This window comes from ANME-2 cluster archaeon, assembly GCA_019429385.1.
In the GTDB taxonomy this organism is placed as follows: Archaea; Halobacteriota; Methanosarcinia; order Methanosarcinales; family Methanocomedenaceae; genus Methanocomedens_B.
On the sequence record JAHYIS010000010.1, the window covers coordinates 24148 to 48149 of the forward strand.

Below are 24002 nucleotides of genomic sequence, written 5' to 3' on the forward strand. Positions count from 1 at the left end.
AATATTTACAGGAATAACAGCAATATGGCAACGACAAGACCAAAGATGACGATGGTTTCCGGGATAACGGTCAGGATAAGACCTTTACCGAATAGTTCCTCACGTTCTGCCATTGCACCTACTGCTGCAGCGCCGATATCCTTTTCTGCAAGGGCCGATGCAATACCGGATAATCCTACTGCCAGACCTGCGCCGATAGCAATAATTCCTCTCTGGTTTGCAAGTATCTGTTCAACTGATGCTTCTGCCAAATTTATATCTACCATTTATTTTTCCTCCGTGTATTTTCGAGTATATCCGAATGGATTAAATTTACGACCACCGCCATGGTAGAATTTTGTAAAGAATTCTACATACTGCAACCTCAAGGCATGCAGTCCGGGCGCAACTACGCCCAATACGGTGTTCACTGTGTGCCCAACTATGAGCACTAAGATTCCCAATAGGATGAATAATCCGCCCTGGGGAAAGAGCATCCCTGTCACAATTTCATTGACCGCAAAGGCAATACCTACCGAAGATAAGCCCACAGCCGCAAGCCTTGTGTATGAAAGGGTATTACTTACTATTGACGGGAGTTCCAGGATTCCGGCTCCACCTTCACCTGCAATCAACATTACTACTCCAATCACTGCAACTATTGCGCCGAGAGTATTACCGATTACCGGTATGTATCCCAGAGCAGACAGAATGATGATCGCAATCCCGAATTGCAGGACAATCCAGCTTAACTTTGCCAGTACAGCTTTCACAATACCATGTGAAATTGCTTCGTTCCTGAATCCTAGAATGAATCCTAAATTCAGGTGCAACGTACCGATTAATGCAGTTGCTAGCAGGATTATTGGTATATCTTCCTTTCCAAGCCTTTCAATTATTGGCAGGGCATGGAAATTATAGAATATCTCACCCATCGCACTATGTTCACCAAACAGTTCCGTAACGATGCTGTGATGGCCGAACAGGTGAAAACCAAATATCTCAGCAAACAATATACCAAATATCAGTGTTGAGATACTGCAGTATATTAATAGTGTCGCCAGAGGTTTCAATCCTTCCGATTTTATCTTAGCTTTACCGATCAGGCCCAGAGTCAGGAGCACAAAACCGTACCCGATATCTCCAAGCATGATACCATAAAACAGTGGGAAGGTAATGAAAATGATAGCAGATGGGTCAATTTCGTTGTAAACTGGTCTGGAATAGAGGTCCATTATTGTTTCAAGCGGCTTGACTGATTTAGGATTATCATATTCAACAGGAATAGTTTCTACTTTTATTTTTTCTTTATTTATATCCAGTTCAGTGAAATATACCAGATGATTGAACCGTTCTTCAATGACCTTTGATGCATGTTCGAACTGGTCATCAGGTATCCAGCAATCGATTATAAATGTACTCTCAGACGTAGCGAACCGCAAAGGTGCCTCAGCTTTTTGGGTTGTTATTGAGAGTATTTCATCTGAAGCCAGAACGAAGTCAGAATACCTGCTCTGCAAACCAATTATTCCTTCTTCGATTGATTTGAGTTCAGCCTGAATATCATCTCTTCGGTTATTGAATCCAGCCAATAATTTCCCTGGGTTGCCAGTCAGTTCCGAAATATGATGCTCAGCAAAATGATACTTATCAAGTATCTCAGCAATGGTATTAATATGTTCAACCGGTACAAACAAAATCATAAACTGAGCTTTATTATACAAAGCGAATGATATGTCACATTTTGTAGTAACACCTTTTAGCTCTTTTTCAATATCAGTCTGGTTGCCCTGGATATATCCTGCACGAACTGATAATGAACGATAACCAAGGTACATTTCCACACTCAAGGGGAATAATGACAATGGAAGTAAATCCTTAATGTTTGTTTCAATGCTTTTACTTTCGTTTTCCAATACAATCCGCTTATCCAGCAACGCAGAAACAGCAGAATCTAATTCATCAAGATTGGCATCAAAATGAGTCAATACAGATTCCTCATTCAACAAATTATCTGAATATTTCGGCTTGATACCCAAAAAATTAGATAACGATCTCAGTTTGATAAGCTTGTTTGAGGCAGCTGATGCTACTTCAGCAGGTTTACCTATTGAAAACATATCATTTTCTTCTGTGAAATCCTCAATGTGGACACAATTCAAATCATGGAGTATTTCTACTACCTGGTCCAGAAGATTCTTATGACCTACTAAAATTGCCCTTGAGAGCTTTTTAGCCTTAAGCATGTACTGCCCTCTCAAACTGCTCCATCAGGTTTTCTGTAGCTTTAGGCAGATTCTTTTTTGCCTTTGACTTGATCGATTCAGCTATGTCAAATCCTTCTTTTAAAAGTTTTTCTTTATCAGATACTATACCGGTCTTTGCCTGTGCAATTTTCTTTTCACCGATCATTTGTGAATCCTTCTGTGCATTTTCGATCAATACACGTGATTGATTCTTAGCATCCTGTATCCTTTTGGTTTTTAATTCATTGGCCTGTGAAATTATTGATTCTGAATCTTCTTCTGCTTTCTTTATTTGAGATAGAATTTCGGCCTTTGTCATATTTGTTCCACCATATTGATAATTCGCACAATATTTCATGATATAATGATATTTATCAAAATCACCCTTTTTTTGGTAACCACAATCATGCTTTTTTACAGATGATAGCATTGAAATCATAATCAATAAGCATTTTTGATTGTCTATATTACCTTTTTTAGTGTCTGAATTTCAACTCTATCATTTAACATATAGTAGATAAACAATTCGGTTTTGTAAGAGCTTTTCAGCAGCATCAGGACAAATTGTAATAAATATACGTTATTATTTTGGCTGACCACGAATAATTTCATCTACTAAGGTACTGGCAATTTCACCACAATTGGTATGTTCGGGTCCATTTAACAAATGTATTTTCAAAGTCATGATTCCCTGCATGAGTTCACACCTGACAAGGAACGTATCCTCATTAAATGCAACTCTTCTGTAATCCGTATCAAGACGTGAATAGAGGATTTTTATCTTGAAATCCAACGTACCATTATCTTCAATATCCTCAAGTACAGAATCCAGATTTGCAGGACACAGAGGTTTAAAATCCACATTTGACTCAGCAATCTCCACAATAATGTCCCGTTTTACCTGCAAAGTATGGTCCGACTTACCCTTCAAGGCAATTGAACCTGACTTATTGTTCATCCCGGCCAGTATTTTCACAATATATGGCAGATTACCCAAAAAACGGTAATTCTGTGTAAATTCTACCTCATCTACCGGAAAACGATGATACTTTCGCTTTCTCATTTCCAAACGATCTCACCTAACTCAAATAATTAACAACTAAAAACCAAGTACGTTGCACGATAAAATAAACTCTTCGAAAAAATGTGCCGATAATTAAATATATAGTAAGATTACAATGTATAATTAAATATACAAAAGCATGCAAAAATTTTAGTAAGGTTTGATCGTTACATGAGAGATAGAATCGAGTGGGAATTAAAAGGACTGAAAGAGGGGGGTATAGTTCTAGCATTGACAAGTGCTAAAAATTATAACGAAGCAAATATTGATTTTATCAAATACTTAGTATATACAAAAAACGAGCCTGGAGTATATCTCACCTTCAATAAACCCTATGCAACTATGAAACAGATATTGGAAGATGAAAATATCGACCCCAGGATGATCATTTTCATTGATGCCATAACCCTGCCCAGTGGGGGAAAGACAGATGATTCTGACCGATGCCTGTATCTAAGCGACCTTCGGAATTTATCAGACCTGGCAGTTATAATAGATGAAGCAGTAGAGGCCATTCCTTATAAAAATAAATTCCTTTTCCTTGATTCCCTTTCAACGCTGCTGCTCTACAATAATACCGGAAGTGCAGCCAAATTCGTTCATTTCCTCACCGGTAAACTCAGAGCATGGAAACTTGATGCGATATTGCTATCCCTTGAATTGGAAAGTGATGCTGAATTCCTGGCACAGTTGACACTCTTTTGTGATAAAAAGATTAATCTCAGTGAGCTTCAATCAACATGATAGACAGGATACTTTTGTTAATACCGATTTTTGCTACTATTGCCTTTGGGACTATGACATTAGTTATGGGTTTTTTGTCTCTCCGGAAACTTACTGATGGACGTATAAAAATGTACGGAACAGTAATTTGGTATGCCTTGATATTTTTCTCAATTGGCGGTGGAATTCATATTGTCCAGGAACTATTTAACTACGAATCCATAATGGGAGTGAGCCTGGTCTATTTTGAATATTTCTTTTATGCTGTATATTATATCAGCCTCCTCTATGCAATCTTATCCCTTTACAGGATGGCAAAGTTCACAGGTTTCAGTCAAAGAAAACATGAGATACAGGAAGCAATGGAACAAATGTCTGCTGAAGGTGTGAAAAGTGATAGTTGAAGATGTAGTCAATTACCTCATAATCTTCGTAGGTGTTCTGGGAACTGCGACAATACTAATTAATGTATACATATTAAGTAAACTGGGCAATAGCTCCTTAAAACGATTGGGTTTACAGGTATTGGGCCTGGTGATAATCTTCTCCATTGCCGGTATATTGCGGTCGTATAAGTCATTTTTTAATTACCATTCCAATTGGATGACCACTCTGGAATACATGATCTATAGCCTTGTATACATAGCAGCATCATACGAATTGTACGATATGGCCCGCAAATACGGATTTAACATCGAATGACCTTACAGAAAAATTTTAGACCGGGCTGATATAAGGGCTTGTGGTCCCACAATATTCGATGCAAAGTTATCAGCCATTTGTTCTATTTCCGGTTGCATTGCACTGGTCCTGGTAAAGGTCATAAGTGACAGTTGTTTTAACCAGTGGGTCTTATGGTTATGCATAATATGCCATGATTCGTGTGCAAGAACGGCTTTTAACTCATCACCGCTTAATAGTTCAAGCATTCCCACAGATATGAATATTGACTTTCCTGCTGCAAATGCCCTGGGGACTGCTGAATCAAAATAAAATACCCTGGCATCTGTTACCAATTCATCGACGAAATGCTGAGCCCAATCCAACAATTGATTTATTGGTAATGCATTCAACCGTCGGATGAGGAACCGGTCAAAAATCCTGGGAAGCATGAACATCACACTCAATGTTAACAGGGTATAAAGGAGATAAATATTTATTGAAAACATGGAATTACAGGTCATTGTCGAGAATGACAACCAGACCGATGAAATAATGAGTACCTGACCTGCGGTAAAAATTCTAATGCGATTTTCCGGTTTTGATATGAACAAATATGCTATGAACAAGAAAATTGCCATAGCTATCAAGGACAGTATTACCCCGGTAAATGGGGATGACTGAATACAGGTAATATAACAGTCAAATTCACCTGATATATGTTGTATGTAACTCATTTCTTAGATGTATATTTTGAAAAATTTTCCACGGCAAGTTCACCAAAACAATCCACCAGACTGTCAAGTATCCGATTGGTGATATCAGAAGCCACATCACCACGGGAAGAAGTGGGCCTATAAATATATCGAACCCTTCCATCGACATTTTGAACATTACGCTCCACGTAACCCGCTTTAGCCAGCCTGTCAAGAGTGCCTGCAACGCTTGATAAAGGGATATTGGTACATTCAGTGATCTGGGAAGTGGTCATGTCACCCCTATCCCATAATGTTTCCATTATATCCGATTCTATCGGGCTGAAGAATTTAGTGTATCCTTCATTTGAAAGATTGATACGGTCGATTTTAACCATGTTTTACAATTGGTGTAAATGCATATATATTTTATGCATGAAAAGATTTATAAATCACTAATCCAAATTGTATTCCAGGACCCTGTTTTCAATTTAAGGTGTTGTCATGTCAGTTAAAAAAAATGCAATTATTCTGTTAATCGTTATGGTCTTTCTAATGTTTGCCGGATGTTTAAAAGCTCCTGATACCGACGGTGACGGGGTCCGTGACCCGGTAGATGTATTCCCTGAAGACCCGGGTGATTGGGAAGATTCAGACCTTGACGGAATAGGTAACAACGCTGAAATCAAGATGGGAACAAATCCATTTCTTGCTGACTCTGACGGGGATTCCTATATTGATAGTGTAGATATGGACCCACTGGATGCCAGTATCGGCGCAGATACTGACGGAGACGGTTATCATGATGCTATTGATGCTTTTCCTGATGATCCAAATGAATGGGCCGATACAGATAGTGATGGATATGGAGACAATGCTGATAAATATCCCAATGACCCCATGTACTATACATATGATTTGAAAACGATTACAGATTTTATATTTAATGAAGATGAACTGGAACGAGTATCCATTTTTGAAAATAATATAACAGGAACTGAGTATTCGATTGAGATCACAAATAACGAAAGCCTTGGCGGTAATTTTTCAGTAACTGTCTATACATGTCTCGGTTTTGACTGGACTAAACAGGAATGCAGACCTGGCACTGAAATAAGCAGTTCGGAAAAGGTCTATGTGGGACCAGGTGAAACCAGAATTACAAAAGTCAAGGTCTTTACAGAATACCAGAAGCAAGTCCAGCGCTTTAAAAGATGGGTGGTTGTAATCCCGCCAGAAGTGGAAAAGCCGGCCTAGACCTTTATTGATTCAAGGTCCAACAATTGAGTTTTCATTTCGACCCCGTAAGAAAAACCGCCGGTTCCCTTTTTTGAAATTACCCTGTGGCAGGGTATGATCACAGGTACCCTGTTCTTGCCAAGTGCAGTACCCACTGCCCTCGTTGCCAGGGGTCTTTCTATCATATTGGCAAGTCGGGAATAGGTGATACTGTTCCCCCACCCTATATGCCTTGCAGCAGTCAGAACGTGCTGCTGGAAAGAAGTGAAACCTGACAGGTCTACATCATATGTTGAAAAATCTACAATTTCTCCATTGAAATACCGCAGCAGGTCTAATGAAACGGGATGGGTTATGCGGGTTTTGCCTTTGTAGTTCTCTATAAAGTGCACCGTTTTAACAACACCTGTAATTTCCTCCACTACTACCCACATGCCAATCGGTTTTGCAAAAAAAAAATCTTCAGACATGCCGGAACCTTACATCTGTAATCCTTCACTACAATATGCTATAATAAATACCACTCGTTATCCTGTACGATCGATTCACCCGGTACAATACTGCGTGAAGGTTCTCCACCCGCCGCACGGCAGATGGCCTCATCAAAATCCTTAAGATATTGTTCCATGTGCAAACTACCGTATCCGAATTTCAAATCAGGGTCAAACACCTGCCTGATACTCTGTTCTGTTGGAACGATGTCCACGTTAACACCGCTCATTTCCACTGCTTTCTCCATAGCAATCCTGAAATCACCAATACAATATGCTATCCTGTGCTTATAATGTCCGGCAGTCTTTCTGAGATAGCGAGCAAGACGCTGGCTTTCAATTTTGTGGAACTCGCGTTTTACGAGGGGTACATCGCAACGGCCCAGCATGAACTTGTAATCCATGAAAGGATATTCTGTATCCAGTTCCCTTGGTGCTATTCCGCAGGTCCCGAAAACAACCACATGCACCTGTTCATAATCAAGGTGGCGAAAAATTATTTTGTCAAAAATCTTGTGAGATGGACTCTCATGATATGGTTTTGTCATTGAACAGGGTACAAATATACAGATATCCCTGCAGGGCGGTTCATATTCGGTCAATACCCATTCAGCCGCCCGTATCATATCAGGGTGCATTATTACCCGCTCACCAATTAGAGGTTCATCGGAACGTTCATGTTCAGGAATTATCACTTGGACACCACAAGTACAGGGATAGGCGAGATCTTGACCAGATCTTCAGTCAGGCTTCCTTCTGTGAGTTTCTGGAATCCTGATTGCCTGCGGGATGCTATAATTATCAGGTCAGCCTTTTCCTCTTTGACCAATTCCAATAGCATCAATAAAACCGATTTCTTTGAAGTATCCCCCTCTTTCATGATACTCCTGGCAGATATGTCACGTTTCCTGATGGTACTGAGCATTATTTCATGGTATGTTTCCATCAATATAGATGCAGGCATATCTTTTAATTGCTTGACCAGTTCTGGACTTATCTCATCAAGCCTCGCCCTGATGGGACCTTCCGATTTTTTACCTTTCGGTGCCATTGAGACAATAACGATCTCTGCTTTACAGGAAGTGGCCAAACTAATTCCATATTTCAATGCCCGTTCTGATTTTTTGGAACCATCAAGAGGAATGATAATTTTTTTGAATTTCTGTAAATCATTTTCTGTCAATAATAAAACTCCTGTTTATATGACATTTTTTAGAATAAATAGATTAATTGGTAGTATACAACTTGTGCAAACAAAAAGTTTACTGCTTGACCAGCATAGAAGTTCCGGTTTATATCTTACCTGGACGGGTATGTTATCGTACCTGGACGGGAATGTTACCTTACCTGGACGGGAATGTTATCGTACCTGGACGGGTATGTTATCTTACCTGGACGGGAATGTTATCGTACCTGGACGGGTATGTTATCTTACCTGGACGGGAATGTTATCGTACCTGGACGGGTATGTTATCTTACCTGGACGGGAATGTCCTGGGGTCTGCAGACCGAACTAACGGCATCGATATATGACGTCTGGCACAGGGGGGCACCTCATAGATGCCGGGTTTGATGGTTCTGTTTACTGCATTTCGATTAATTATTGTATTTTTGGTGCCGCAACGCCTGCATCTGTATCCCTGGCCATGTCCGGCTGATTTCATATGCTTGCCGCACGAGGAGCATAGCGGATTTTCTGCTATTTCCTGGAGAGCGAGTTCAATGATATCTATTTTTTCAAGGTTCAGGGTATCATTCTGGACACTTCCATACACACGCACCCTGTCCCCGGGTATCAACTGCCTGATGATCTGCCTGAAACCTTTTGTTGGTTCAAAAGCTGCACATTTAATGGTGCAGATGCCCACGTTATCAGTTTCTTCTTCAAACTCACCAGCCAAGTCGCCAGACTTACCATTAACATCAGATTCAAATTCATCTACCACAATGGTGAAGAAGGTATGACCGCCCTCGATGGTCACTGGGTTATCCTCCAATGTACCTTTTACGCAATATGACCGGCCTTCACTTATATTTCCAATACGATCATCAATAAGGTGCAGGTCAGTCCCCTGGTTGGTCTTGAACAGTAATGTCCTGCCAGGGATCTCAGATTCTATGAGGTTAAATGCATGCTGAATAGCATGGATGTCATCACCACGTATCCCGAATAACACAGGGTCAGGAGAATGGGGTGCAAAAATTACACTATCATTAGCTCTATCCACCGTGTCCCAGGTGCCCGGATATGTTATTTCATCCGCCCTGAATACCGAATCACGGTCGATACTCCGCAGTGTGCCAAAATTTTCAGGCAGACGATAAACTATCATCTCGTATGTATGGTCCGGCAGCCCGCATGCAATAGCTCCGCACGCAGCAAGAGCACCGATAAGCCCGCGTCCGTTCTTGAACCCCATGTGGACCAGGCCAAACCTGTCAATGAGGGTGCGGGCATCCTCAATGGTAAGCACATCCTGCATGGCACGCCGCATGAATGATTCCAGTGCTTTCCTGAACACCATGTCCTGCTTATTTCCATCATGTAAAAACACTACGCCGGGATTGGTGTTCTCGCACTCCAGATCAGCCATATCTTCCACCAGAGATAGAGTCGAGTCCATGATTTGCCGCTCTGAGCCTGGATTGGGTTCAATCTCCAGGGACAATGCTGCATTTCCCCTGGTCCTGTATTGTATATTAGGATTGAGCCGAATGAGGTGGGGCATTCCCCTGAATGTGCCCAATTCCTTAAGCTGGTCGATAAGCACTGCTGTAAGATAGGTGGTACACATCCCATCCATGGAATCGGTATCATCAATTCCGATGATCATACAAGGTTTCCGGTAAACACGGTCCTGGCCGTGCCCTGCATGAAGGCATAACCTCCTTCGAGTGTGATATTGAGTATGCCTCCCAGGGTGTTTACTGTTACCTCACTGCCGGTCAACCCCAGGTGGTGTGCTATAACTACTGATGCTACTGAACCTGTACCACAGCTCAGGGTCTCTCCTTCCACACCCCTCTCGTAGGTGCGGATATTGACATGACCTTCATCGGCAACATGGACAAAATTCACGTTTGTGCCTTTTGGGAAGATGGTATTGTATCGTATTGGAGGTGCTATTGTATCGATATCAACACCTTCCAGGTCGTCCTCAAATATCACTGCATGGGGAACGCCCGTATTGATGACCGATACCTGCATACCTTCAATTATCTCGTTCATGAACTCTCCATCACCCCTGGCCGGTATGTCCTTCCTGTCAAACAGGGGTTTTCCCATATTTACCTTTACCAACACCCCATCACCCTGACCTGTCACGTCCACGGGCAATATACCAGCCATGGTCTCTACAGTTGCAGTGCCCTGTGTTAGATACCCTTTCTCCAGGGCGTACCTGACAAGACACCTTATGCCATTACCGCACATCTCTGCTTCAGAGCGGTCTGGCTGGAACAATCTCATCTTTATGTCGGCAGGACCTGATCTTGAAATGTACAGTACACCGTCTCCCCCTATGCCGAACCTCCGGTCGCAATATTTTTCGGCAAAGTCGGCTTTTGAACCATCTGCCACTACTGTTTGGCTATATTCATCTATCAGAATGAAGTCATTGCCGTTCCCATGGAGTTTGGTGAATTGTATCATATGGGCAGAAATCGGCTGGTTTTGACATAAAGCTTTCTACTGCCTGAGATTTGGATGATCGAATTACTTTATGGTGGTCTCAACACTATAGGTGACATGCGGTCAGGGTCAACCAGTACATCAACCACTGCCGGTTTATCTGAATTGAAAGCTTTTTCAAGTGCCTCATCCAGTTCTTCAGGGTTCTCTACCCGGTACCCTTCACCGCCACAGGATACGGCAAATGCAGCAAAGTCAGGGTTCATGAACCGGGTACCATATTCCGGATACCCGTGCATATCCTGTTCTTTCTTGATATTCTTGAGTTTGCCGTCATTGAACACAATCACTTTTACCGGCAGGTCGTTCTGGACCGCCGTCGTAAAGTCTGCCATTACCATGGCAAAACCGCCATCCCCGGTAATGCATATCACCTGGCGCCCGGGATATTCCAGTTGGGCCGCAAGGGAAGCGGGAAATGCGAATCCCATACTTGCCATGTTGGATGACATCAGGGTCTTCTCACCGGTACACTGGTATTTCCTGTAGAACCAATAGGTGTGGTCACCGACATCCACGCAGATATATGCATCCCTGTCTGCATGTAGCTTCACGGATTGCACAACAAAACCAGGATTGATGGGGGTACTCATGTCCTTGGACTCATCCAGTATCGTTTCCTGGTAGTCACGTTTGATACGGTCTATCGTTTTGAAATATTCGGGGTCCCGTACTTTCGGTGTCACCCTTTTTGTCAGTTCATGGACCGTATATATTGCATCCCCGACCAATCCTGCATCAACCGGAAAACTCCGGCCCACCCTTGCGGCATTGATGTCCACCTGGATAATAGGTACATCCGGCACCAGGTTGCGCTGCCTGAAACCTGAACCCAGGACAATGAACAGGTCGCCTTCCCTGGCAGCCTGCGCCGCATACGGCGTGCCAATAGAACCCAGTACTCCCATAGCAAGGGGATGGTCTTCAGGGATCTCACCTTTGGCCCGGGATGTCGTGAGAATGGGAGCCTGTATCTTTTCTGCCAGGGCTATCACTTCATTCCCTCCTTCCCTGGTCCCCCATCCCGCAAAAACTATGGGGTGTACGCTGGTATTGATGGCTTCCACAGCCTTCTGGATATCCTGCTCCAGGGGCAGGGTCTTCGGGCTGAACACGTGCTTGCCAGGTTGCCAGATGGTGTCATCAAGCGCCATCCCGAGCACATCTGTAGGAAGGCTGAGGTGGGCCGTTCCGCGTCTGGCATAGGCATGCTTGATAGCAAGGGTGGTCAGCCTGATGGTCTGGCCCGGAGATGCGATGGTCTCGTTGAACACGCTAAAAGGGGCGAATAGTTCTATTTCGTCTATCTCCTGGAGATACTCGCTGCCGAGATACGGCAGGGGAACCTGCCCGGTGAGTGCAAGTACGGGTGCTCCGTCTGCGGTGGCGTCTACCAGTCCGGTGATGAGGTTCGTGGTACCAGGCCCTGCGATACTGAGGCAGACACCGATATGTCCGGTTATCTTGGCATGTGCGCATGCCATGAAAGCAGCGGTTTCTTCATGACGGGTAAGGATGAAATCAACATCTTTGCTTTTTCGTATAGCTTCCATGAGGGGAAGGTTGGATTCCCCCGGAATACCGTAGATATGGATTACACCTGCTGCTGAGAGCTGCTCCACTAACTTATCAGCAACAGTTGTTGTAATCTCTCTGGTAACTCCCCCATCCTCGGGTACAAAAGCTGACCGGGGGGCTCCGCATAATGGACATACCCAGTCGCCGGGCAGAGCATCAAATCGGGTCCCCTCTTTCTCTTCGTCATATACATAATTACATACTGTGCAGCGATATTTCAGAACTGCTTCCCCCTTTATACTTCCTGTTCAGTGATGAACGTAAAACGCAATAAGGATTTGTTGATGAGAAAAAGGAATATTCAATTAAAGAAAAATTATCCAATGGACCGGTCGGGATTTGAACCCGAGGCCTCTACCATTCAGGTTGGACAGCCTGTTCAGCCAATCCAAATGCCAAGGTAGCGATCTACCCCTGATCTACCGGCCCACATTGGAGTGTTCTGAATATAGCCTATGAGAAATAAACCTTTTGTTTCATCGGGTGTTTGGTAAGGGAGCCACTGTTCCAAAACTCAATGTCAATAAACCATATGCTTAAATAAGTCGGAAATAATCAATCTAGTAGGAAATAAGTTGATTTGTATGATGCAAAGAGTGAAAATTAGAAAAAAAGGACAAATTACCATCCCAAGCCGGTTGAGGAGAAAATCGAACCTTGAAGAGGGAAGCGAAGTGTTAATTGAAACACGGGATGATGAAATTATTATACATACCCTTGTCCTTGAACCCATAAAAGAAGGTTTTGGTTTATTTGGAAAAGAAACGCTGGATAGCCAGGAATTAAAGACATTTGCAGAAAAATCCCGGATAAAGTCCACTATCAATGACAAATAATCTATCTGAATTTCAAAATGATAACATTTTCATCGATGCTAACGTATTCATTTATTTCTTTCGATTACATCCAGAGTACAGTAAAACTTGCCAACAATTCTTTTCCAACCTTCAAAATAAGAAATTCAAAGGATTCACAACCGCTTTTGTGATAGAAGAAGTTGTATCTATTTTACTAATACGGTCAATAGCAGATGATTTTGACAAGCATCCAACTAAAATAATCCGAGACAATCCCGAAGTAGTAAGAAAATATACGAATAAACTTCATAAGGCTGTTACAATCATATTCAGCATGGGAAATCTTTCGATTCTTGAAACACCAGTTGAATTGTTTTTTTCCATGGTTGAAAATATGGAATACGGTCTGTTGACACGAGATGCATTATATCTGGCAGTCATGGACCAGAATAATATAAAAAATATAGCAAGTTTTGATTCAGACTTTGACCGTGTTGACAAAAAAATGAGATGGGGAGTCTAACCCCTCAACCTCTCTCGCTCCCCAAAAACCTTCTCGATCTCCCCATCCAGCGCACCGGCCTTCTTAACATCCCCCTTCCCGCCAGTCTCCATGATCTTCCGCAGTTCGCGTCGGTAAGGACCCAGCCGCCGCCCGATGCGCACATAATCCTCCTGTGAAAGAGACTTTTTCCCCTCGAGTTCTTCCTGTGATATCAATTCTATCTGGGCCTTTATCCTGGCAAGCTTCTGGCCGAACTCCCCAGCTGGTTTTTTAGGTACAGCTTTCTTTTTCTTCGCTACCACCCCGCCCTTTTTCTTTACAGGCTTCTTTCCTTCCAGTACATCAGACAACTCCTGCACCAGGACAGCAGCAGCAGTACCCTGGGATGTCAGAACAACCCGCTTTACCCTGTTGTCGCTGCCGTCCTGTTCGAATGTTACCAGACCCAGTTCTTCCAGCTTGGTAAGTATTTTTGTAGTATGCGCAAACGTCGACTCTATCTCCCTGGATATTACAGAAGCATACGTCTCACCCTCCCTGCTTATGGTAAGCAACACCAAGGCGGGTTTTTGTTGCAGTATCAAGCTTACTGCATCGTTACCCATAGTATTCCTCCACCTACTTACCCAGTTCCCGTGAACGCTCGGAAGCCGCTATCACCGCACTCATCACAGCAGCCCTGACCTTCCTTTTCTCCAGCGCCTCGATACCCCGTATCGTGGTCCCTGCCGGTGAAGTTACCATGTCCTTCAGTTCACCGGGATGTTTGCCTGACTCCAGTACCATCCTGGCTGCACCCAGTACGGTCTGGGCCGCCAGGGTCTGTGCTGTCACCCTGTCCAGTCCCTGGTGCACGCCACCATCAGCCAGCGCCTCGATTATCATGAACACAAATGCAGGTCCACTGCCTGACAAGCCTGTCACTGCATCCATCAGGTGCTCGTCCACAACCACGGTCCTGCCTACTGCTTCCAGTATCTTCCTGGTGGTTTCCACATCGGTTTTGGTAGCTGCATCTCCCGGACAGATTGCCGAAGCAGCTTCACCAACGGTGGCACAGATATTAGGCATGACCCTGACCACGCGGGTGCCCCCTGGCAGCTCATTAGCAAGACTTTCAATATTCACTCCCGCAGCAATGGATATGAACAGGTGCTTCTTTATGGCCGATTCCTTGATACCCTGCAGCACGTACCTGATTATCTGGGGTTTTACTGCAAGGATGACCACATCTGCCTTCTCGATGGTCTGTGCGTTATCACAGGAAACAACTATACCCAGGTCCTCTCCCAGCATGGCCAGTTTCCGCTCATCGATATCACTGGCACATATCCTGCCCGGTTCAACCAGACCTGCACTGATTATCCCCCGGATCAATGCCTCGCCCATCTTTCCTGTTCCGATAAAACCTATTGTCATATCCTTAATCTGAATCATCTCCGTCAATTCGCTCTTCGTTCAGGCACCATGTACGGTATCTATTATAAATAATAATATCTGTGATATTAATGTCAGTAGATTATCCATGTTATTAATAATATTACTGTTGAAAAATCCTGTACTCTTCCGGAATGGATTGAACACGTCCGTTCATCAATACTATCGTCAAACATTAGAAAACGTTATTACGACGTAATCTAATTTTCAAGCAGGTGGAATCATGAATGATCTCAGGTCAAAGGTAGAGGAAGATAGGGGAATAGTAAAGCAGATCGAACTGCTAATTCCGGGTTTCCATGGATATCGAGAGCGAGAGGATATCAGGGCTGCAGATAGTCTGCTGCGGCAACAGCTTGCAAATAAAATGAAAGAGATCAACAGCATTTTTGAGCAATGCAGGGAAGAGCTTGGCAGGGCAATGGACCTTACGCTTATATCAAATATGGGTAATATAGTAAAATTTTCCCGGCTCATCGAGAACAGGATACGACATGCAGAACAGGGATATACTGGCATCTCAGCAGACTTTCGCATTGAAGAAGAGGAATTGAACACCTTGTACGAATGGGACCTGGCACTGCTGCAGACCATTGATCCAATACATACTATGGCAGGGGAACTTCTCAATTCCATCCTCGTCGATGATGGAACTGCATTTCGGAAAATGCGGATTCTCAAGAATACGCTCAATGAATTCAATTCGACCTTGAATAAAAGGATGACAAAGATAGCCGGACTGGAGGTAACATAAATGCTATTTGACAAAAAGACACCGACCACAAACGGTTCAGGGAAAAGTATGCTGGGAGCAACCACATTCATGTGGGATGACGCTGCCAAGGGCGATAAAGTGATGTTCCGGATACCCAGGAACATTATCTGGAACGACAATGTAGTGGTGAGGGAAGATGAATATGCCGTATTTTTCAGGGACGGAAAAGTGCTCACCGTTCTTGATAAGGCAGGAAGGTACGGGCTATCTTCACTTAACATACCTGTACTTACCGAACTCCAGAGAAAGGTCACAGGTACGCAGCCAGTGGCTGAAGTCTATTATGTCCAGCGCAGGGAACTCAGGGGTAAATTTGGCAGTGCTGAAGCATTCACCTTCAGGGACCAGGATTTCGGCATGATAAGGCTGCGCATCTTCGGTCAGTTCGCCTATAAAGTAGTTGACCCGGTGCAGTTCATTACCCAGTTCATCGGTACGAAGGGTTTCAGTGAAAGTGACAATGTGATAAGCTGGCTGAAAGATGAGGTCATAATGCAGCTCAATGACGCTTTGGGTGAGCTCAAGACCCAGAAACAGCTATCAGCACTGGACCTACCCGCATATCTTGAAGAGATAGAGCAAATTCTCCTTTCAAAATTGGAGCCGGATGTTGGAGAATACGGCATCAAGATCATGCGTATTGCAGGTCTTAACATTAATTTCCCTGAAGATGTCCAGAAATCCATAGACGAGCGTGCCGGTATCGGTGCCCTGGGCCTGACAGACCAGAAACAAAAGGATGCCTACATGGCATTCCAGGCCGGCAAAGCCATGCGTGATGCTGCAAAGCAGGAAGGAGGTGCTGCCGGAGCAGGTGCCGGAATCGGTGTTGGGATGGGAGCAGGTATGGGTATGGGAATGATGATGGCAAACCAGATGGCACCTGGCGCCCAGCAGGCACAACAGGCCCAGCAACCGGCTCACCCCCAGCAGGCTGCGCCACCGGGTGGAATCAAATGTCCTTCCTGTGGTACTGATGTTCCCACCGGGTCTAAGTTCTGCATCAACTGCGGTGCAAAGATAGGCGGCGGCATGTCGTGTCCAAAATGCAATGCTGAAGTGCCGAAAGGCTCCAGGTTCTGCCTGAACTGTGGCACAAAAATGGTAACAAGCTGTCCACAGTGCAATGCTGAATTGCAATCAGGTGCTAAATTTTGTCCGGACTGCGGTACAAAAATAGAGTAGGAACGTGGGTAAAATGGAAGTACAATGTCCCCAGTGCGGTGCCAGCGTAAATGTGATCGAAGGACAGACCTTTTTAACGTGCGAGTACTGTTCTTCTGCTGTTTATATCGATAAAAGCCAGGTCGTTTTCCACTATATGCTGGAGCCTACTATTGACCAGGCTAATGCCGAAGCGTCCCTGAAACGCTGGATGGCGGGCAGCAAGACGGTAAAAGGCCTTGACAAACAAGCCCGGATAACCGGAACAGAGTTCATTTATTTCCCGATATGGTATTTCAAGATAAAGCAGAACGGGGATGAAAAGATCAAGGTGCAGCCCGCTTCTCCTACACCGATACCTGACATCAAGCAACTCTCCATTCCTGCCGGTGACCTGAGGTTCTACAACGAGAATGACGCCACTAATACCGCAATACAGGAACCGCATGTGCTGTACACGTCTGCCGTCCAGTGGCTTGCCAATGAAGGTGTTGACATTTCCACAGTGACCCTGAGCGCGCTGGTACATATCCCGCTCTATATTTTCCAATATAGTTTCAAAGATAATACCTATAGTGCCGCGATTGATGGTTCTTCAAGCAAGGTCATGGTATCAGAATTCCCTTCCAAATCCGAACTGCCGTATATTATCGTTGGCGGCGGTGCAGCAATATTGTTTTTTTTGGAAGGCATGCTGCTTGGATTTCCTGAAGTACTGGTGGCATACCTCGGTACTGCATTGATAGTGATCATAGCGGCCGTACTGGTTGCTGAGAAGGTGTAATAATGACCGAGAACAAACTGGAAGTAATTAAAGGGCTCATGTGTCCTGGCTGCGGCGGCACGGTTGAACTTCGGGAAGGGCAAAATGTCCTGAAATGCCCGTATTGCGATACATTGTTGCTGGTGATGGGGGACGAGGGTGTTCTCCAGTATCATGTCAGCAGTAAGATAGAACGGGACAGGGTCAAAGATACGGTGAATAAATGGTTCGGCAAGTTGGATAAGGACAGGAAGTTGAAAAAACAGGCTGAAATTACTGATATTTTTCTCATCCATATACCTTTCTGGCGGTCGCTGGGCAAGGTCTGCGGCTGGATATTCGGCAACAAGATACATCGTGAAACGCATCGTGATAGTAAGGGGAATACCCATACTACTACCAGGAAAGAACCTGTCGAGCGCATGGTGATGCAGGATTATTTATGGAACAAAGCAGCATGCGATGTTTCCGAATTCGGGGTGGATGATGTGGATGAATCCGGTATCAGGGGAAATCTTGAACCGTTCGATTTCTATACCGTTGAAAAGCAGGGAATGGTGTTTGAGCCTACGTTCTCAAGGACCGACTCGATGAAAGAATCTGATGAATGGATGCTCAAAAGAGCCAGGAACAGTGTTGATGTGGATGAGGTGATATTCCAGAAACTGAATGTGATCGGCAGGAAACTTTCGGTCGTGTATTATCCGCTCTGGGTCCTGAGGTACCGGTTCAGGGACCGCAATTACCAGGTCGTTGTGGACGGGCTGCATGGTAAATTACTCTACGGCAGGGCACCGGGCAGTACTTTTTACCGGGTAAGCATGTTCATTGGCAGCCTGATGATAGGGAACCTGGTCCTGACTACCTCTGCCAGGCAATATTTCAGTTCCAGTTCCAGTGATGTGTTTATCGTGGGGGCCATTGCAGGGGCCGCGTTGATACTGTTCGGTTTTTATAAATTCAGGTATGGTGGCGAAGTTATAGAAGGTGGAAGATCGAAAATGAAGGGCGAAGATATCAAGGAAACCATGAATTCATTGATGAACGGGGATATTGACAAATTCCTGGGGGTGAGGTAATGGCACAACGTTCAGGTTTACGATTGGTGGCATTGAAATGTGAAAAGTGCGGCTCGCTTCTGGATGCTGACCAACATGATGTGGTGTATTACTGCAACAACTGTGATACAGGGTATGAGATCATCAATGAAAAAGACGAGCTTGTACCGATTGAGGTCGAATTTGCCATTCCTGAGAACAAAAGGGGTTCAGAGATATTCTATTACCCGTTCTGGGTATTTGATTCAGATATAGAAATCACGTCCAGGGAAGCCAGTGGTACTGCTGGCAGTTTAGGGAAATTTATTAAGAAGAACCTGGGAATGGAAGGGGAAGCAAAACCTGTGGAAAAATTCTTTGTACCTGCATTCGATACCTCTATGGAAAATGTTAAGATGCTGGGACTTGAATTTACCCAAAAACAGCCGGATTATGACACTATTAAGAAGGATAAGCTCAGGGGATGTATCTATTCCAGGGAAGATGCTGAAAAAATAGCTGATTTTATTTTCTTAAGCATGGAAGCGGAGAGGGCAGATATGCTCAAGCATATTTCATACTCGCTGGGGTTATCATCCCCAAAAATAGTAGGGATTCCCTTCTACAAAGACGAACGTTTGGGTCTGGTAGATGGAATCATTGGTATTGAAGTGCGCTGATCAGGACCCGAGTTTCATGATGGCTTCTGCCAGGTCCCCGCCGGTTTCCTTGAGGGCTGCCTTTGCTTCATCTATGGTCTTTCCGGTCTGCTCGGCAACCAGCGCCACATCTTCATCAGGTATGGGGGTTTCCCTTGGTACTTCATGGGGGGTGCCTATTATCTGGTAGGTTGTCATACCGGGGGCAGCCACCTTTGTCACGTTGGCGTCATCAAAAATAATATCTGTATTCGCGGTCCTGATTATGACCTGTTCCACATCAGCTATCTCATCGGATTTTATCCCCATCTGTTTCATCATCTGGTTCATGGCACGGGGATTCATACCGCCCATTCCTGCTGGTCTTTTTGCCATATTGTTTTCACCTGGTGTGTAGATATACACTACAATATTAAAACATTATTCTCAATGGGAGAAAAAGTGACTTTTTCTGAAAACGGAACTGTTTTTCATTACCGTCAACTTCGATACGGATATTATCCAAAACTTAAATAATGATATACCCTGTTAATTTCATAGAATGTATATAATGGACAGTGATAGTCCAAAGGAAACTTTAATAAATAAGACCTTTGATTATTTAAATCGTCTTCCCCAGGATAAAGTTCTTGAAGTCGCAGAATTCGTTGAATTTCTCTATCAGAAACATGAAGAGTATATTTTGAAACGTGGAATTCAAAAGGTCATATCCGATTCTAAATCGTTTCAATTTTTGGAAGAAGAAGAGGAACTCTATACTTTAAATGATTTAAAAATGCGGTTCAAATGAACAAAGGCGACATTATTATATCAATATCCTATACAATATTAAATATTTGTAAAATGATTATGTAATCAACTGATTTATCAAAATGTTGCTCCATTTTTAGCGCTACGATTGTTATGTTGTATCAAGATATCCCATATGATGCACACAACCCTATTCGCCTTCAATAACTATTCCTGTACTCAAAGTACAAGGTCTTAATTATACTTAAACAAAACGATTTTTCGCTTTAAATCCTGTTAAATATTAATTTACATTGCACCTATATTTAGGCGTACCAAAACATATAAGTATATTTAGGTCAACCTAAATATACCAGAAACAAAAGGTGAACACTATGATACCAAGTTTTATAATAACATTCAGAGAAGGTCTGGAAGCCTTCCTGATAGTGGGAATTATCCTGGCCTACTTAACCCGGACCCAACAGGAACAATTGAAGAAATATGTCTATTATGGCACATTCGCCGCAATCGTTGCCAGCCTGTTGGCAGCGGCAGCCTTTAACATGCTGGCAATACAGTTCGCAGGCCGGAACGAAGAACTGTTCGAAGGTATAGTCATGCTGCTGGCCGCTGCTGTACTGACCAGTATGATCATCTGGATGCTCAAGGAATCAGCACACATCAAGGGTGACATTTAGCGCAAGGCTAGCCAGTCCGCCACTACCGGACTTGCTGTGCTGGCCTTTGTTTCGGTGTTCAGGGAAGGCTTGGAAACCGTACTGTTCCTCGGAGCAGCAGCCCTGGGAGCAGAGCGCAGCACTGACGTGCTCCTTGGCGGTGTTGCCGGACTTGCGGTGTCACTGGTCGTTACCTATGCACTATTCAAGTCTACCGTGAACCTTGAGATAAGGGTATTCTTCAAGGTGACCAGTGTTTTCCTGATATTGTTCGCAGCAGGCCTGACCGCCCATGGAGTTCATGAACTCCAGGAAGCTGCAGTTGTTCCTGTAATTGTCGAACATGTGTGGGATACCAACGGCATACTGGACGAGAATAGTACTGCCGGCAGCCTGGCCAGGAGCTTGCTGGGATACAATGGCAATCCCTCCCTGCTCGAAGTACTCTCCTATGCAGGGTATTACCTGGCCGCGTACCTGTTCTACCGTTACACGACCAGGAAAGATACGAGCTCGGGGTAATGCCGGGTAATTCTGGCACGTCCTTGTCATCGAGGTTGACTGATAGTGGTACCCGATATTGCAAGGCTTACCAGGCTCAGCCCTGCTGCGCCAATGAACACGGCATTGAATCCCCATACATTGGACACCACACCGCCAAAGAGAGCTCCCGTTATCATGGAAAGGCTGATGACCGAATTGAGATAACCTGCAGCTGTGGCTTTATCCGTGTTGCGCTGCAGGAGCAGTTCGGTGGAGCCCACAAGCAGGAAGGACCAGGAAAGGGCTACCAGGAACATGGCGGGAATGATGTGAAAATATGTCGAAGCCGGAAGCAGGCTCAAAAAAGCGGCCACCGACAGCATATACCCTATCTTTACAATCCGCTCCATATTCAGGCCGTCCATCCGGCGCATCATAAAAAACTGCATCAGGGGGTTAATGGAATACAGGATACCTATCCAGAATTTATCTGCACCGAGGCTTACCAGGTATAGGGGAAATATAGTCCAGCATCCAACAGCTCCCGTGTGCCGTAAAAAGAAGGTCAGGTAGATATTCCAGTTATTCTTTATTGTGGCTATTGAGAAATAATCCACTTTGACACGTTGTACGTTCACGTTGGGCATTTTCGCTGCTAACATAAATGAGATGAGCAGCATGAGCGAACTGACCACGAAAATGGGAGCATAGTCCCCGATAATACCTGCTCCGAAAAAACCTGCAGCCCAGCCAAGGGCGCCAAAGGAACTGAACTTGCCAATGCTGCGCTTGAGCCCGTAAACATGCATGATAAGAGCTGCCGGGTACATGCCTACGCAAATTCCCAACACACCCCTGATAATGGCCAGGCTGAGCGGGTCATAAGCGAACAGCTGGAGAGAATACGCCACTGCCGAACAGGCAAGTCCGACAAGGAGCATTTTTTTGATATCCCAGGTATCGGCAACTTTGCTGAAAAAAGATGATGAGACAAAGAGACATGCGCCGTACACGCTCATAATGATGCCCACCTGGGTGTAGTTCGCGCCCATATCCCCGGCCAGCAGGGGGATGAACAACATGGACATCATTATAGATGTGTTCGTGAAAAACTGGATGGAGTTGAGCTTCATTCTGGGTGTAAATAGACGTGGGGTCTATTTCAAAGTATGCTGGTGATACTTCAATGGCTGTGATGATAATGTGCAGCCGGCATGAGCGAGTAGAATGCCCGTGACACTACTTCGTTCAGTGCCGGATGGATATCCATTCCATCCAGAATGGGATGTGCACTCTGCTGGGGAGTGTACATAAGAGATATTATCTCATGGATCAGGACAGAAGCATGCGGGCCAATGATATGTGCCCCTAATATCCTGTACGTGTGCACCTCCACAATGACCTTGACAAAATAATCCTTCGCGTTCATCGCCATACCTTTGGCAGTATCCTCATATCGTTGAAAACCGATGAGTACCCTGTCCTCACCCAGCGTATCAATGGCCTCTTTTTCCCTTAATCCCACGCTGGCAATTTCTGGATATGAAAAAACCGCGTGGGGTACTGCATGGTAGTCTGCCTTTACTTTTTTCCCCAATACTGCATTATAATAAACGAGAGATGATTCATAGTTGGCAACATGTTTGAACAGGTATTTTCCATTGGCATCTCCGAACGCCCAGATGTTTGGCTGTGTGGTCTCAAGGTATTCGTTCACCACTATCCATCCATTACCATCAGTTTTTATTCCTCCCTTTTCAGGATGCAGGATATCGGTATTGGGTCCCCTGCCGGTCGCAACGAGGACCTCATGTGCATCCACTATGACCTCCTTACCGCTGGTCCTGTCCTTTGCAATAACCTTTTTCAAACCGTCAGCACCCGTGGTAACCTCGATGACTTCATGGTCTGTGACCAGGTCAAGATATCCTGACATTACTTTCTTCGCCAGTGCTGAAACCTCTGGTTCTTCTTCGGGAATGAACTGGGGATTCCTCCCTATGATAGTTACCTTTGAACCCATAGCAGAAAAGAAATGACCGTACTCGGCTGCAATGTATCCGCCACCTATGATCACAATACTCTCAGGGAGAGCGGTCATGGCAAGCACCGTATCGCTTGTAAGATAGGATACCGTATCCAATCCCTTTACCGGGGGTACCAGGGTCTTTGAACCGGTGCAGAGAAATATCATTTTTGAAGTGATGGTCTCGCTGCCGACTTTTAATGTATAGGGAGCAACGAATTGTGCAACTTCGGGATAATACTCTATGTTCTTATCATCTGAGAGTCCCTTGCGTATCATATCGACGCTTTCTGATATATGGGTCCTCATCCTTTCCATTACATTCCCAAAATCAATGTTCTTTATTTCCACATCAATGCCAAAGGTACCGGCAGTCCCTATCTCCCGTATGAGCTCTGCCGGATAGAGAAGTAATTTTGATGGTATGCAACCCCGCGTAAGGCATATCCCACCTGGTTCATCCTTATCGATAACTGCAATTTTCCATTCAGGATTCACCTGTAGTAGCGAACCAATAATGTTCATTGCAGAACCAGTTCCAATTACGATAAGATCATACTGTTTCATTTCATCAAACCCCTT

Annotated in this window: 32 protein-coding genes, 1 tRNA gene and 1 pseudogene; 15 read left to right on the forward strand and 19 right to left on the reverse strand. The window is 44.4% G+C overall.

Translation table 11 applies throughout. The features are described 5' to 3' along the window. Positions 1-5: 5 nt before the first annotated feature. From K0A89_05215 to K0A89_05230, 4 genes are all read right to left on the reverse strand, one after another. Entirely contained in the window at positions 6-266 is a 261-nt protein-coding gene (locus tag K0A89_05215; GenBank protein ID MBW6517884.1) for a V-type ATP synthase subunit K, read from the reverse strand. After that, positions 267-2225 carry a V-type ATP synthase subunit I gene (locus K0A89_05220; protein ID MBW6517885.1) on the reverse strand — a complete coding sequence of 653 codons (1959 nt, stop codon included), beginning with the start codon at positions 2223-2225 and terminating at the stop codon, positions 267-269. Next, positions 2218-2544, reverse strand: a complete 327-nt coding sequence (ahaH, locus tag K0A89_05225) for an ATP synthase archaeal subunit H (GenBank protein MBW6517886.1) — start codon at positions 2542-2544, stop codon at positions 2218-2220. The genes K0A89_05220 and ahaH overlap by 8 nt, the downstream gene beginning before the upstream one ends. A 264-nt stretch (positions 2545-2808) precedes the next feature. After that, positions 2809-3288: a hypothetical protein gene (locus K0A89_05230; GenBank protein MBW6517887.1), complete on the reverse strand. Its 480-nt coding sequence runs from the start codon at positions 3286-3288 to the stop codon at positions 2809-2811. Positions 3289-3459: 171 nt separating this feature from the next. Here K0A89_05230 and K0A89_05235 point away from each other — a divergent pair, with 171 nt between their 5' ends. Genes K0A89_05235 through K0A89_05245 form a run of 3 tightly spaced genes read left to right on the forward strand, consistent with a single transcriptional unit; the run spans position 3460 to position 4713 of the window. Continuing rightward, positions 3460-4032 carry a hypothetical protein gene (locus K0A89_05235; GenBank protein ID MBW6517888.1) on the forward strand — a complete coding sequence of 191 codons (573 nt, stop codon included), beginning with the start codon at positions 3460-3462 and terminating at the stop codon, positions 4030-4032. Continuing rightward, positions 4029-4415, forward strand: a complete 387-nt coding sequence (locus K0A89_05240) for a hypothetical protein (GenBank protein MBW6517889.1) — start codon at positions 4029-4031, stop codon at positions 4413-4415. Before K0A89_05235 ends, K0A89_05240 begins: the two co-directional genes overlap by 4 nt. Then, the gene (locus K0A89_05245; GenBank protein MBW6517890.1) at positions 4405-4713 is read left to right on the forward strand and encodes a hypothetical protein; all 309 of its coding nucleotides are present in this window, start codon (positions 4405-4407) and stop codon (positions 4711-4713) included. The genes K0A89_05240 and K0A89_05245 overlap by 11 nt, the downstream gene beginning before the upstream one ends. 2 nt (positions 4714-4715) lie before the next feature. Here K0A89_05245 and K0A89_05250 read toward each other — a convergent pair whose 3' ends face one another. Beyond that, positions 4716-5123, reverse strand: coding sequence for a M48 family metalloprotease (locus K0A89_05250; protein ID MBW6517891.1), 408 nt, complete (start codon positions 5121-5123; stop codon positions 4716-4718). A gap of 281 nt (positions 5124-5404) precedes the next feature. Beyond that, positions 5405-5764 (reverse strand): BlaI/MecI/CopY family transcriptional regulator, encoded by a 360-nt coding sequence (locus K0A89_05255; protein MBW6517892.1) that lies wholly within the window; start codon positions 5762-5764, stop codon positions 5405-5407. Between the two features lie 106 nt (positions 5765-5870). Between K0A89_05255 and K0A89_05260 the strand changes: the two genes are divergently transcribed. Beyond that, positions 5871-6623, forward strand: coding sequence for an MSCRAMM family adhesin SdrC (locus K0A89_05260; GenBank protein ID MBW6517893.1), 753 nt, complete (start codon positions 5871-5873; stop codon positions 6621-6623). Here the strand turns inward: K0A89_05260 and K0A89_05265 are convergent. The 3 genes from K0A89_05265 to K0A89_05275 form a co-directional block, all read right to left on the reverse strand. Continuing rightward, positions 6620-7039, reverse strand: a complete 420-nt coding sequence (locus K0A89_05265) for a methylated-DNA--[protein]-cysteine S-methyltransferase (protein MBW6517894.1) — start codon at positions 7037-7039, stop codon at positions 6620-6622. The two genes, K0A89_05260 and K0A89_05265, sit on opposite strands and share 4 nt — an antisense overlap. Positions 7040-7113: 74 nt before the next feature. Further along, the gene (locus tag K0A89_05270) at positions 7114-7734 is read right to left on the reverse strand and encodes a DUF5591 domain-containing protein (protein MBW6517895.1); all 621 of its coding nucleotides are present in this window, start codon (positions 7732-7734) and stop codon (positions 7114-7116) included. A gap of 53 nt (positions 7735-7787) precedes the next feature. Beyond that, positions 7788-8279, reverse strand: coding sequence for a universal stress protein (locus K0A89_05275; protein ID MBW6517896.1), 492 nt, complete (start codon positions 8277-8279; stop codon positions 7788-7790). Between the two features lie 64 nt (positions 8280-8343). Between K0A89_05275 and K0A89_05280 the strand changes: the two genes are divergently transcribed. Continuing rightward, on the forward strand, positions 8344-8613 hold the full coding sequence (locus K0A89_05280) for a hypothetical protein (GenBank protein MBW6517897.1): 270 nt from the start codon (positions 8344-8346) through the stop codon (positions 8611-8613). On the opposite strand, the gene K0A89_05285 is transcribed toward K0A89_05280, so the two are convergent. From K0A89_05285 to K0A89_05305, 5 genes and pseudogenes are all read right to left on the reverse strand, one after another. Further along, complete coding sequence (locus tag K0A89_05285) at positions 8572-9930, reverse strand: tRNA(Ile)(2)-agmatinylcytidine synthase (protein ID MBW6517898.1); 1359 nt, start codon at positions 9928-9930, stop codon at positions 8572-8574. The genes K0A89_05280 and K0A89_05285 overlap by 42 nt on opposite strands. Further along, a complete protein-coding gene (dapF, locus tag K0A89_05290; protein MBW6517899.1) occupies positions 9927-10748 on the reverse strand; it encodes a diaminopimelate epimerase in 822 nt (273 codons plus the stop codon). Before dapF ends, K0A89_05285 begins: the two co-directional genes overlap by 4 nt. Before the next feature lie 68 nt (positions 10749-10816). Continuing rightward, positions 10817-12409: a thiamine pyrophosphate-binding protein gene (locus K0A89_05295; protein MBW6517900.1), complete on the reverse strand. Its 1593-nt coding sequence runs from the start codon at positions 12407-12409 to the stop codon at positions 10817-10819. A gap of 57 nt (positions 12410-12466) precedes the next feature. Then, positions 12467-12604: pseudogene (locus tag K0A89_05300) on the reverse strand (rubredoxin). An 85-nt stretch (positions 12605-12689) separates the two neighbouring features. After that, positions 12690-12794: transfer RNA gene (locus K0A89_05305), tRNA-Ala, on the reverse strand. 167 nt (positions 12795-12961) lie between these two features. Between K0A89_05305 and K0A89_05310 the strand changes: the two genes are divergently transcribed. Next, positions 12962-13201 (forward strand): AbrB/MazE/SpoVT family DNA-binding domain-containing protein, encoded by a 240-nt coding sequence (locus K0A89_05310; protein MBW6517901.1) that lies wholly within the window; start codon positions 12962-12964, stop codon positions 13199-13201. Further along, positions 13191-13685, forward strand: coding sequence for a type II toxin-antitoxin system VapC family toxin (locus tag K0A89_05315; protein MBW6517902.1), 495 nt, complete (start codon positions 13191-13193; stop codon positions 13683-13685). The genes K0A89_05310 and K0A89_05315 overlap by 11 nt, the downstream gene beginning before the upstream one ends. On the opposite strand, the gene K0A89_05320 is transcribed toward K0A89_05315, so the two are convergent. Next, positions 13682-14272, reverse strand: coding sequence for a winged helix DNA-binding protein (locus tag K0A89_05320; GenBank protein MBW6517903.1), 591 nt, complete (start codon positions 14270-14272; stop codon positions 13682-13684). The two genes, K0A89_05315 and K0A89_05320, sit on opposite strands and share 4 nt — an antisense overlap. A gap of 13 nt (positions 14273-14285) precedes the next feature. Beyond that, positions 14286-15104 (reverse strand): pyrroline-5-carboxylate reductase, encoded by an 819-nt coding sequence (proC, locus tag K0A89_05325; GenBank protein MBW6517904.1) that lies wholly within the window; start codon positions 15102-15104, stop codon positions 14286-14288. Positions 15105-15327: 223 nt separating this feature from the next. Between proC and K0A89_05330 the strand changes: the two genes are divergently transcribed. The 5 genes from K0A89_05330 to K0A89_05350 are packed head-to-tail and all read left to right on the forward strand — an operon-like array spanning position 15328 to position 19523. Next, positions 15328-15858 (forward strand): hypothetical protein, encoded by a 531-nt coding sequence (locus K0A89_05330; GenBank protein ID MBW6517905.1) that lies wholly within the window; start codon positions 15328-15330, stop codon positions 15856-15858. Then, positions 15859-17064 carry an SPFH domain-containing protein gene (locus K0A89_05335; GenBank protein ID MBW6517906.1) on the forward strand — a complete coding sequence of 402 codons (1206 nt, stop codon included), beginning with the start codon at positions 15859-15861 and terminating at the stop codon, positions 17062-17064. 13 nt (positions 17065-17077) lie between these two features. Further along, positions 17078-17827, forward strand: coding sequence for a hypothetical protein (locus tag K0A89_05340; GenBank protein MBW6517907.1), 750 nt, complete (start codon positions 17078-17080; stop codon positions 17825-17827). 2 nt (positions 17828-17829) lie between these two features. After that, on the forward strand, positions 17830-18885 hold the full coding sequence (locus tag K0A89_05345; protein MBW6517908.1) for a hypothetical protein: 1056 nt from the start codon (positions 17830-17832) through the stop codon (positions 18883-18885). Then, positions 18885-19523: a hypothetical protein gene (locus K0A89_05350; GenBank protein MBW6517909.1), complete on the forward strand. Its 639-nt coding sequence runs from the start codon at positions 18885-18887 to the stop codon at positions 19521-19523. Before K0A89_05345 ends, K0A89_05350 begins: the two co-directional genes overlap by 1 nt. On the opposite strand, the gene K0A89_05355 is transcribed toward K0A89_05350, so the two are convergent. Further along, the gene (locus K0A89_05355; GenBank protein MBW6517910.1) at positions 19524-19877 is read right to left on the reverse strand and encodes a nascent polypeptide-associated complex protein; all 354 of its coding nucleotides are present in this window, start codon (positions 19875-19877) and stop codon (positions 19524-19526) included. Positions 19878-20052: 175 nt separating this feature from the next. On the opposite strand from K0A89_05355, the gene K0A89_05360 reads away from it, so the two are divergent. From K0A89_05360 to K0A89_05370, 3 genes are all read left to right on the forward strand, one after another. Beyond that, on the forward strand, positions 20053-20292 hold the full coding sequence (locus K0A89_05360; protein MBW6517911.1) for a hypothetical protein: 240 nt from the start codon (positions 20053-20055) through the stop codon (positions 20290-20292). Between the two features lie 334 nt (positions 20293-20626). Continuing rightward, a complete protein-coding gene (locus tag K0A89_05365) occupies positions 20627-20932 on the forward strand; it encodes an FTR1 family protein (GenBank protein MBW6517912.1) in 306 nt (101 codons plus the stop codon). Positions 20933-20986: 54 nt separating this feature from the next. Further along, a complete protein-coding gene (locus K0A89_05370; protein ID MBW6517913.1) occupies positions 20987-21433 on the forward strand; it encodes an FTR1 family protein in 447 nt (148 codons plus the stop codon). 26 nt (positions 21434-21459) lie between these two features. Here the strand turns inward: K0A89_05370 and K0A89_05375 are convergent, their stop codons facing one another. Next, a complete protein-coding gene (locus K0A89_05375; GenBank protein ID MBW6517914.1) occupies positions 21460-22527 on the reverse strand; it encodes an MFS transporter in 1068 nt (355 codons plus the stop codon). A gap of 50 nt (positions 22528-22577) precedes the next feature. Then, positions 22578-23987, reverse strand: coding sequence for a dihydrolipoyl dehydrogenase (locus K0A89_05380; protein ID MBW6517915.1), 1410 nt, complete (start codon positions 23985-23987; stop codon positions 22578-22580). Positions 23988-24002: the final 15 nt, after the last annotated feature.

What these genes read in the sequence shown, in the direction of transcription:
- K0A89_05215 (MBW6517884.1), bottom strand. Translation starts at nt 266, where the DNA reads ATGGTAGATATAAATTTGGCAGAAGCATCAGTTGAACAGATACTTGCA.
- K0A89_05220 (MBW6517885.1), bottom strand. Translation starts at nt 2,225, where the DNA reads ATGCTTAAGGCTAAAAAGCTCTCAAGGGCAATTTTAGTAGGTCATAAG.
- ahaH (MBW6517886.1), bottom strand. Translation starts at nt 2,544, where the DNA reads ATGACAAAGGCCGAAATTCTATCTCAAATAAAGAAAGCAGAAGAAGAT.
- K0A89_05230 (MBW6517887.1), bottom strand. Translation starts at nt 3,288, where the DNA reads ATGAGAAAGCGAAAGTATCATCGTTTTCCGGTAGATGAGGTAGAATTT.
- K0A89_05235 (MBW6517888.1), top strand. Translation starts at nt 3,460, where the DNA reads ATGAGAGATAGAATCGAGTGGGAATTAAAAGGACTGAAAGAGGGGGGT.
- K0A89_05240 (MBW6517889.1), top strand. Translation starts at nt 4,029, where the DNA reads ATGATAGACAGGATACTTTTGTTAATACCGATTTTTGCTACTATTGCC.
- K0A89_05250 (MBW6517891.1), bottom strand. Translation starts at nt 5,123, where the DNA reads ATGCTTCCCAGGATTTTTGACCGGTTCCTCATCCGACGGTTGAATGCA.
- K0A89_05255 (MBW6517892.1), bottom strand. Translation starts at nt 5,764, where the DNA reads ATGGTTAAAATCGACCGTATCAATCTTTCAAATGAAGGATACACTAAA.
- K0A89_05260 (MBW6517893.1), top strand. Translation starts at nt 5,871, where the DNA reads ATGTCAGTTAAAAAAAATGCAATTATTCTGTTAATCGTTATGGTCTTT.
- K0A89_05265 (MBW6517894.1), bottom strand. Translation starts at nt 7,039, where the DNA reads ATGTGGGTAGTAGTGGAGGAAATTACAGGTGTTGTTAAAACGGTGCAC.
- K0A89_05270 (MBW6517895.1), bottom strand. Translation starts at nt 7,734, where the DNA reads ATGCACCCTGATATGATACGGGCGGCTGAATGGGTATTGACCGAATAT.
- K0A89_05285 (MBW6517898.1), bottom strand. Translation starts at nt 9,930, where the DNA reads ATGATCATCGGAATTGATGATACCGATTCCATGGATGGGATGTGTACC.
- dapF (MBW6517899.1), bottom strand. Translation starts at nt 10,748, where the DNA reads ATGATACAATTCACCAAACTCCATGGGAACGGCAATGACTTCATTCTG.
- K0A89_05315 (MBW6517902.1), top strand. Translation starts at nt 13,191, where the DNA reads ATGACAAATAATCTATCTGAATTTCAAAATGATAACATTTTCATCGAT.
- K0A89_05320 (MBW6517903.1), bottom strand. Translation starts at nt 14,272, where the DNA reads ATGGGTAACGATGCAGTAAGCTTGATACTGCAACAAAAACCCGCCTTG.
- proC (MBW6517904.1), bottom strand. Translation starts at nt 15,104, where the DNA reads ATGATTCAGATTAAGGATATGACAATAGGTTTTATCGGAACAGGAAAG.
- K0A89_05330 (MBW6517905.1), top strand. Translation starts at nt 15,328, where the DNA reads ATGAATGATCTCAGGTCAAAGGTAGAGGAAGATAGGGGAATAGTAAAG.
- K0A89_05335 (MBW6517906.1), top strand. Translation starts at nt 15,859, where the DNA reads ATGCTATTTGACAAAAAGACACCGACCACAAACGGTTCAGGGAAAAGT.
- K0A89_05340 (MBW6517907.1), top strand. Translation starts at nt 17,078, where the DNA reads ATGGAAGTACAATGTCCCCAGTGCGGTGCCAGCGTAAATGTGATCGAA.
- K0A89_05345 (MBW6517908.1), top strand. Translation starts at nt 17,830, where the DNA reads ATGACCGAGAACAAACTGGAAGTAATTAAAGGGCTCATGTGTCCTGGC.
- K0A89_05350 (MBW6517909.1), top strand. Translation starts at nt 18,885, where the DNA reads ATGGCACAACGTTCAGGTTTACGATTGGTGGCATTGAAATGTGAAAAG.
- K0A89_05355 (MBW6517910.1), bottom strand. Translation starts at nt 19,877, where the DNA reads ATGGCAAAAAGACCAGCAGGAATGGGCGGTATGAATCCCCGTGCCATG.
- K0A89_05360 (MBW6517911.1), top strand. Translation starts at nt 20,053, where the DNA reads ATGGACAGTGATAGTCCAAAGGAAACTTTAATAAATAAGACCTTTGAT.
- K0A89_05365 (MBW6517912.1), top strand. Translation starts at nt 20,627, where the DNA reads ATGATACCAAGTTTTATAATAACATTCAGAGAAGGTCTGGAAGCCTTC.
- K0A89_05375 (MBW6517914.1), bottom strand. Translation starts at nt 22,527, where the DNA reads ATGAAGCTCAACTCCATCCAGTTTTTCACGAACACATCTATAATGATG.
- K0A89_05380 (MBW6517915.1), bottom strand. Translation starts at nt 23,987, where the DNA reads ATGAAACAGTATGATCTTATCGTAATTGGAACTGGTTCTGCAATGAAC.